This window comes from Kitasatospora sp. NPDC056783 (assembly GCF_042789895.1).
In the GTDB taxonomy this organism is placed as follows: Bacteria; Actinomycetota; Actinomycetes; order Streptomycetales; family Streptomycetaceae; genus Kitasatospora.
The window spans coordinates 1-5,801 of record NZ_JBHUAF010000469.1 but is presented as its reverse complement, the minus strand read 5'-3'; the positions used below and the strand labels follow the sequence as shown (position 1 = coordinate 5,801).

At 68.9% G+C, this 5,801-nt stretch carries 9 protein-coding genes and 1 pseudogene; 7 read left to right on the top strand and 3 right to left on the bottom strand.

All coding sequences use genetic code 11. From position 1 onward, the window contains the following. Together ACFRMQ_RS37055 and ACFRMQ_RS37050 are read right to left on the bottom strand one after the other, a co-directional pair. A pseudogene (locus ACFRMQ_RS37055) lies at positions 1 to 149 on the bottom strand (IS982 family transposase); the annotation flags it as partial. Positions 150 to 203: 54 nt separating this feature from the next. Further along, a complete protein-coding gene (locus ACFRMQ_RS37050) occupies positions 204 to 764 on the bottom strand; it encodes a Scr1 family TA system antitoxin-like transcriptional regulator (RefSeq protein WP_380735249.1) in 561 nt (186 codons plus the stop codon). Between ACFRMQ_RS37050 and ACFRMQ_RS37045 the strand changes: the two genes are divergently transcribed. From ACFRMQ_RS37045 to ACFRMQ_RS37015, 7 genes are all read left to right on the top strand, one after another. Next, positions 763 to 1,032, top strand: a complete 270-nt coding sequence (locus ACFRMQ_RS37045; RefSeq protein WP_380735247.1) for a hypothetical protein — start codon at positions 763 to 765, stop codon at positions 1,030 to 1,032. The genes ACFRMQ_RS37050 and ACFRMQ_RS37045 overlap by 2 nt on opposite strands. Continuing rightward, positions 1,029 to 1,385 (top strand): hypothetical protein, encoded by a 357-nt coding sequence (locus tag ACFRMQ_RS37040; RefSeq protein WP_380735246.1) that lies wholly within the window; start codon positions 1,029 to 1,031, stop codon positions 1,383 to 1,385. Before ACFRMQ_RS37045 ends, ACFRMQ_RS37040 begins: the two co-directional genes overlap by 4 nt. 85 nt (positions 1,386 to 1,470) lie before the next feature. Further along, complete coding sequence (locus tag ACFRMQ_RS37035) at positions 1,471 to 2,595, top strand: radical SAM protein (protein ID WP_380735244.1); 1,125 nt, start codon at positions 1,471 to 1,473, stop codon at positions 2,593 to 2,595. Next, the gene (locus ACFRMQ_RS37030; RefSeq protein WP_380735243.1) at positions 2,592 to 2,723 is read left to right on the top strand and encodes a hypothetical protein; all 132 of its coding nucleotides are present in this window, start codon (positions 2,592 to 2,594) and stop codon (positions 2,721 to 2,723) included. Before ACFRMQ_RS37035 ends, ACFRMQ_RS37030 begins: the two co-directional genes overlap by 4 nt. Before the next feature lie 92 nt (positions 2,724 to 2,815). After that, on the top strand, positions 2,816 to 3,619 hold the full coding sequence (locus tag ACFRMQ_RS37025) for a phosphotransferase family protein (RefSeq protein ID WP_380735242.1): 804 nt from the start codon (positions 2,816 to 2,818) through the stop codon (positions 3,617 to 3,619). Between the two features lie 52 nt (positions 3,620 to 3,671). Beyond that, positions 3,672 to 3,809: a hypothetical protein gene (locus tag ACFRMQ_RS37020; RefSeq protein WP_380704984.1), complete on the top strand. Its 138-nt coding sequence runs from the start codon at positions 3,672 to 3,674 to the stop codon at positions 3,807 to 3,809. Continuing rightward, the gene (locus ACFRMQ_RS37015; RefSeq protein WP_380735241.1) at positions 3,806 to 4,954 is read left to right on the top strand and encodes a protein-L-isoaspartate(D-aspartate) O-methyltransferase; all 1,149 of its coding nucleotides are present in this window, start codon (positions 3,806 to 3,808) and stop codon (positions 4,952 to 4,954) included. The genes ACFRMQ_RS37020 and ACFRMQ_RS37015 overlap by 4 nt, the downstream gene beginning before the upstream one ends. 97 nt (positions 4,955 to 5,051) lie before the next feature. Here ACFRMQ_RS37015 and ACFRMQ_RS37010 read toward each other — a convergent pair whose 3' ends face one another. Beyond that, positions 5,052 to 5,765 carry a TetR family transcriptional regulator gene (locus ACFRMQ_RS37010; protein ID WP_380735251.1) on the bottom strand — a complete coding sequence of 238 codons (714 nt, stop codon included), beginning with the start codon at positions 5,763 to 5,765 and terminating at the stop codon, positions 5,052 to 5,054. Positions 5,766 to 5,801 lie beyond the last annotated feature (36 nt).

The following is a 5,801-nucleotide window of genomic DNA, read 5'->3' as shown; positions in this document are numbered from 1 at the left end:
GGAAAGCCGAGCAGCACCTGCGCCACGGCCAGGCACAGCAGTTCCGCGTCCGAAAGCCTCGGAGGTCGCCCGATCCGGTGACGAGGGGCCACATGATCGTCGATGAACACATAGAGTGCCGTCAGAAGGGTGTCCAGGTTCGTCTTCACAAACCAACCAACGGGCACCCTTCGTCATGGTCGCGGCCAGCCCATCAATCGGACTCATTCATCTAGAAGCCTTAGACGTTCGTCGGCCTGGTCACGAGTGGCGTCGCCCCTCCGCACGATGGCTGCTTCGTAGGCGGCGGAGTAGTCAGGGTGTTGCAGCACACCTGGCACCAAGCCCGTGGCGAAGAACCGTATTCCGATTGCCTCTCGCTCCTTGGTGGCGTACTCGGGGAACCCGGGGATGAGCGACCCACCTTTCCAGGACCAGTACAGGAGCAAGATCGAGCCACCGGCCTCCAGGGCCTCGTCCACGAGCTCTACGAATCTCAAAGACGGGGGCTGTTTCGCCCCCTCCACGTTCGAGATGTAAGCGTTGGAGTACCCGACCAGCTTGCCCAGCTCGATCTGTGTCAGACCCATAGCCTGGCGTGACCTGCTGATTTGAACCGCCAGCGCCGCCAGCGGAGACGATGTTGGATCAAGTGTGCGACGCGCCAAGGTCGTTACCTCTTTGAGGTCAGGCGAACTAGCGATTTCAAATCCTTCCGATCGTAGCGGCCCGTAGTCGATCCTTGTAACCGATCGACTACGGAAAGGAGCCGACGGCGTGAGCATGAGGAAGCCCCCCCACAAGCGCGTGTACATCCCCAAGGTCGGCGAACTGGTCAAGGACACCGCCACCGGCAGGACGGGCGTCTTCACCGGCACCTGCAACAAGGAGGCCTACCTCCGTCCGCCGGGTGGCGGCGTCGAGTTCTCCACCATGCCGTGGAACATCGAACCCGTCGAAGGCGCGCACGAGTTGGAGTTCGTGCACCACCCCTCGTTGCCTCCGGAGGTGAAGCCGCTCCCCGAGCCGCCGGCGCCCCTCGGCGCGGTGTGAACCTGCGCGACCGGCTCGCCTTCCTGGGCCGGGCGGCTCACAGCCTGATGCGTGAGCCCCGGGTGACGTGGTCGTGGATCTGGGGCGCGTACGTGCAGTTCGCGCCCCCGGTCCTGTGGTTCAGCCCGGACCGGCGCCAGGCGGTCGCCTGGGCGAAGCGGGTGCGCGACGACGAACGGCAGGCGGACCAGGTGCTCGCCGAAGCCGCCCGCGAGGCGGTCCTGGCACAGGTCGACGAAGCGATGCGCCACGCGCGGCGCGCAGCGGATCTGTACGGCCTGGTCAACGAGGTACTCGCGATACCCCATCGCCGGCCCCGGGCCGCCAACCGCCCGCCGAACCGGCCCAATTAGCCCCCGGCCCGGGGGTGATCAGGAATCCGCCCCGGGCCGGGCACCACCGACTGCCAAGACCTGCACGCAGAGAAGGAGGCATGACATGGCACACGACCTGATCGCGGCCCCGTTCCTGGGCTCCCATGTCGTACTGCGGCCTGGTCGCCTGGAGGCGATCAAGTTGCCGGAACGGCGGTTCCGTGAACTGGAACTCGCCGACGCCCGTGACGAGGCCTGTCCTCCGTGGCTCCTGGACGCGGCCAAGGCCCGATGGGGGACCGGCTTGCCGGTGCGACCGGTCAGCGAGGCCGTGCTGATCAGGCGGCCCTCGCTGTTCGGACACAGCCGGGGGAGCTGGGAACTCAACCTCGGGTGCAACTTCAACTGTGATCACTGCTTCCTTGGCGATCGGCCGTTCGCCGGCTTGGACGAAGCGGGGAAGCACAGCATGCTGCGGACATTGCGAGACGCGGGGGTCCTCTGGCTCCAGATGACCGGGGGTGAACCCCTGATCGACCCCCATTTCGCCGGTGCTGCCCGGCTTGCCCACGACCTCGGGATGATGATCGAGGTGCAGACGAACGGGTCGCGACTCGCGCGACCCGAGATCCTGGACGTGCTGGCGTCCGTCAGGCCGTACCGGGTCGCTGTCTCCCTGTACGGCGCCACGGAAGAGACGTACGACGGCTTCACGCACAACCGGGGGGCGTTCAAGCGGACCATGGCCGGCCTGGCTGCTGCGGTCGCTGCCGGGATGCCGCTGCGGCTGTCACTGATCATCACCGCGCAGACCGCCCACGAGCAGGACCGCATGCGCGGCATGGCGGACGACCTCGGGGTGCCCTACATCGAGTACACCCACATGTCGCCGACCATCCATGGCGGGGGCGAAACGCTCAAGTCCCAGTCCCCGGCGCACCTCAAGCCGCTCGGCAGGTTCGAGGGCTGCAACGCGGGCCACACCTTCCTGCACGTGGACCCGCACGGCCGGGCCTCGATCTGCAAGGTCGCCCGTGACGAACAGGTTGACCTGTTGTCCGAAGGAGTCCAAGGGCTCGCTCGCCTCGGCGTGATCGCCGATGGCCTCATGCTTCGCACCGGTGGCTGCTCCGGCTGCCGGCTCTCCGGGAACTGCTCGGTTTGCCGGCCGCTGGCCAAGCGCTACCAGGAAGCGAAGGCACCACTCAGGAATTACTGCCAACACGGACAGAAGGAGAGTGCAGCATGACCGCTGTCATGGTCGAGTTGACCGCCACCCGCACCGAGGAGAGCGACGAGCTGTCGTTCATCGACGACGCCGAGGCGTTCGGTGCCGACGCGCTGCCCGGGTGCAACGACGACAACCCGTACCGGTAGCCCGGTACTGGCGTGACGTGTCCCCGGGTCGGCTCCCGGCGTTTCAACCTGGGGCCTGCCCGGGGCCTCCCATGCGAGATGAACGGACGACTGTGACCACATCCCGAATCCCCTACGCAGACCTGCCTGTTGTGGTGCGCAGGGCGGTTGAAGAGCACACCGGTCCGGTCCTGAGCACGGAGTCGGAGGCCGAGGGCTTCAACAGCTCGGTCGCCGCCCGCCTCACATCACCGACCGGCACGTACTACGTCAAGGGCCTCCGGGCAGACCACCCACGGGTGTGGACTCAGGCCCGCGAGGCGGAGGTGAACCCGTATGTGCGGGGGATCGCGCCGGCGCTGGTCGCCCGGGTCGAATCCGGCGGCTGGGACCTGCTGATCTTCGAAGCGGTCGACGGGCACCACGCCGACTACCGGCCCCGTTCCCCCGATCTGCCGAAGGTCGTCGCCGTGCTGCGACGCCTCGCGGAGATCCCCTGTCCGCCGATCGAACTGCGGCGCGCCGAGCAGCGCTTGGCCCGCTACGCCGCACGGCCGGAGGACCTCGACCAGTTCGCCGGGCACGCGCTGCTCCACACCGACTGGCACCACACCAACGTTCTCGTGACCGGCCAGGGCGCCCAACTCGTCGACTGGGCCTGGGCCACCCAGGGCGCCCCATGGCTGGATGCCGCGTACTGGGTGATCTGGCTGATCGCCTTCGGGCACGATCCCACCTCGGCTGAGGAGTGGGCCTCCCGTGTTCCGACGTGGCAGGCGGCCCCTGTCGGCGGGATCGAGGCGTTCGCCGTCGCCAACGCCACCATGTGGGACGAGATCGGCGGGGACGACCCCGACCCGTGGACGGCCCGGATGGTCGCCGCCGCCCGCACCTGGCGCGACTACCGAAAGGCATGACCGGCCGCCTTCGGCCGGCTCTACAGGCCGATCCGAGAGAGAGGAAACTGACATGGGAGACGAGAACAAGGGCGGTCCGAACGACGGCCGGGGTGGCAGCCACGCCAAGCCGGGCGGGTCGTCGATCGGCCCGAAGCCGTCGTCGGACAGTCGGACGCCCACCCCGGAACCGAAGCACAAGAAGCCGTGACCCCCGAGGAGCAGCGGGCCGCACTGGCGACGGCACTCGCCGACGCCGGTTCCCTGCCCGCCGAATGGGCCCCGGCCTTCAACAGCGTGCCGCGACACGCGTTCCTCCCGGACACCATCTGGACGGACGAGGCAGACGAAGACCCCGAGTGCAGCCGATCCGAGGAGCCCGAACGGTGGATGCGGCTTGCCTACAGTGATCTGCCGATCATCACGCAGTGGGACGACGGCACCGAGAACGCCGAGCACACCGCGCCCACGTCGTCGGCGTCCATGCCGACCATAGTGGCCGAGATGCTGTCCGACCTCGGCGCGGAACCCGGGCACCGGACACTCGAAATCGGGACGGGCACCGGCTACAACGCCGCACTGCTGGCTCACCGGCTGGGCGCCGCGATGGTGTCCACCGTCGAAGTCGACGCCCGGGTCGCCGCCCAGGCCCGCACGGCGCTTCGCGGCGCCGGCTACGCGCCCGAGGTGGTGTGCGGGGACGGCTCGCTCGGGTGGGGCGTGGGTGCGCCGTACGACCGGATCATCTCCACGGTGTCGCTGCGGGACATCCCGGCCGCCTGGATCGCCCAGACCAGGCCGGGCGGGGTGATCGTCAGCCCCGTCTCGCCCCTGTTCGGTGGCGGCGCGATCGTGCGGCTCACCGTGGATGGCGAGGGGGCGGCGAGCGGCCGGTTCACCCGGTCGTCCGCGTTCATGATGATGCGTCAGCAGCGTTACGAGGGCGAGCCGGTGGAGGACTACCTGTCGGGCGAGTGGCCGGGCGACTCCGAGCAGTCCTGGACGAAGCTCGACCCCGAGGCGGCCATCGGGGACGATTGGCCGGCGCAGTTCGCCTGCGCCCTCGCCCTGCCGGATGTGTACTACCGGCGCAACGGGTTCGGCGAGGGCTGGACGTGGTGGCTGTTCGACACGGCCGTCACGTCCTGGGCGACGGTCGACTCCGTGCCCGGGGAGTCCCGCTTCGAGGTCCGGCAGTCCGGCCCCCGGCGACTCTGGGACGAGGTGGAGACCGCCTGGCGCTGGTGGGACGACCAGGGCCGCCCCGACTTCGACAGGTTCGGCCTCACGGTCGGGCCTGGCGGCCACACCGCGTGGCTCGACTCCCCGGAGAACCCGGTGCCACTCCGCAGCTGATGCCCGCCGGCGGGGTCGAACCGCCGAGCGGTTCAGGCCGGGTGCTCCCGATGTCGGGAGCGCCCGGCCGTCGCACGTGCTCTGTCGGTTGTGGCCCCTACTTGACGGCGGTCTTGCCGATGGTGGGCAGGATGAAGTCCTGGATCAGGTCCTTGGCGTCGCGGACGATCGGGCGGAAGACCCGGTACCGGGACAGGTTGATCACCCGGGCGGTCATCGGGGTGGAGCGGCGGACGAATTCCCGGGTCCGCTCGGTGTCCTCGGTGCGGTCGAAGACCCAGTACAGGACGACGACCATCAGGTACAGCCAGAGCACGTCGGGCAGCAGCTCGACCAGTTCGGCGTCCAGCTTGGGCGCCAGTTCGGAGCCCTGGAGCACCTCGCGGAACAGTTCGACCGCCGTGGCCCGGGCCGGGTGGGACTCGTCGGAGAACGGGCTGAGCGAGCTGGTCGGGTCGGCGGCGGTGCGGAAGAACTGCGCGGAGAACTCGTGGTACGGCGCGGCCGTGTCCAGCCACGAGGTGAGTGCGATCTGCAGCCGCTCGGCGAAGTCCCGCGTACCGGCCATGCGGTGCCTGGCGTCGGCCGCGTGGTCGTAGGTCATCCGGTCGTAGAACCCCTGGATCAGGAATTCCTTGGCCGAGAAGTAGTAGTACGCGTTGCCCACCGAGACGCCCGCCTCGGTGGCGATGGCGCGCATGGTGGTCTTCTCGTAGCCGCGCTCCTGGAACAGCCGCATGGCCGTCTCCAGGATCAGTGCCCGGGTCGCCTCACTCTTGTCGGTCTTCGGCTGTGCGCGGCCGCCGGGCATGGGCCCGCCCTCCGGGGCGGGCCCATGCTCCGGTCC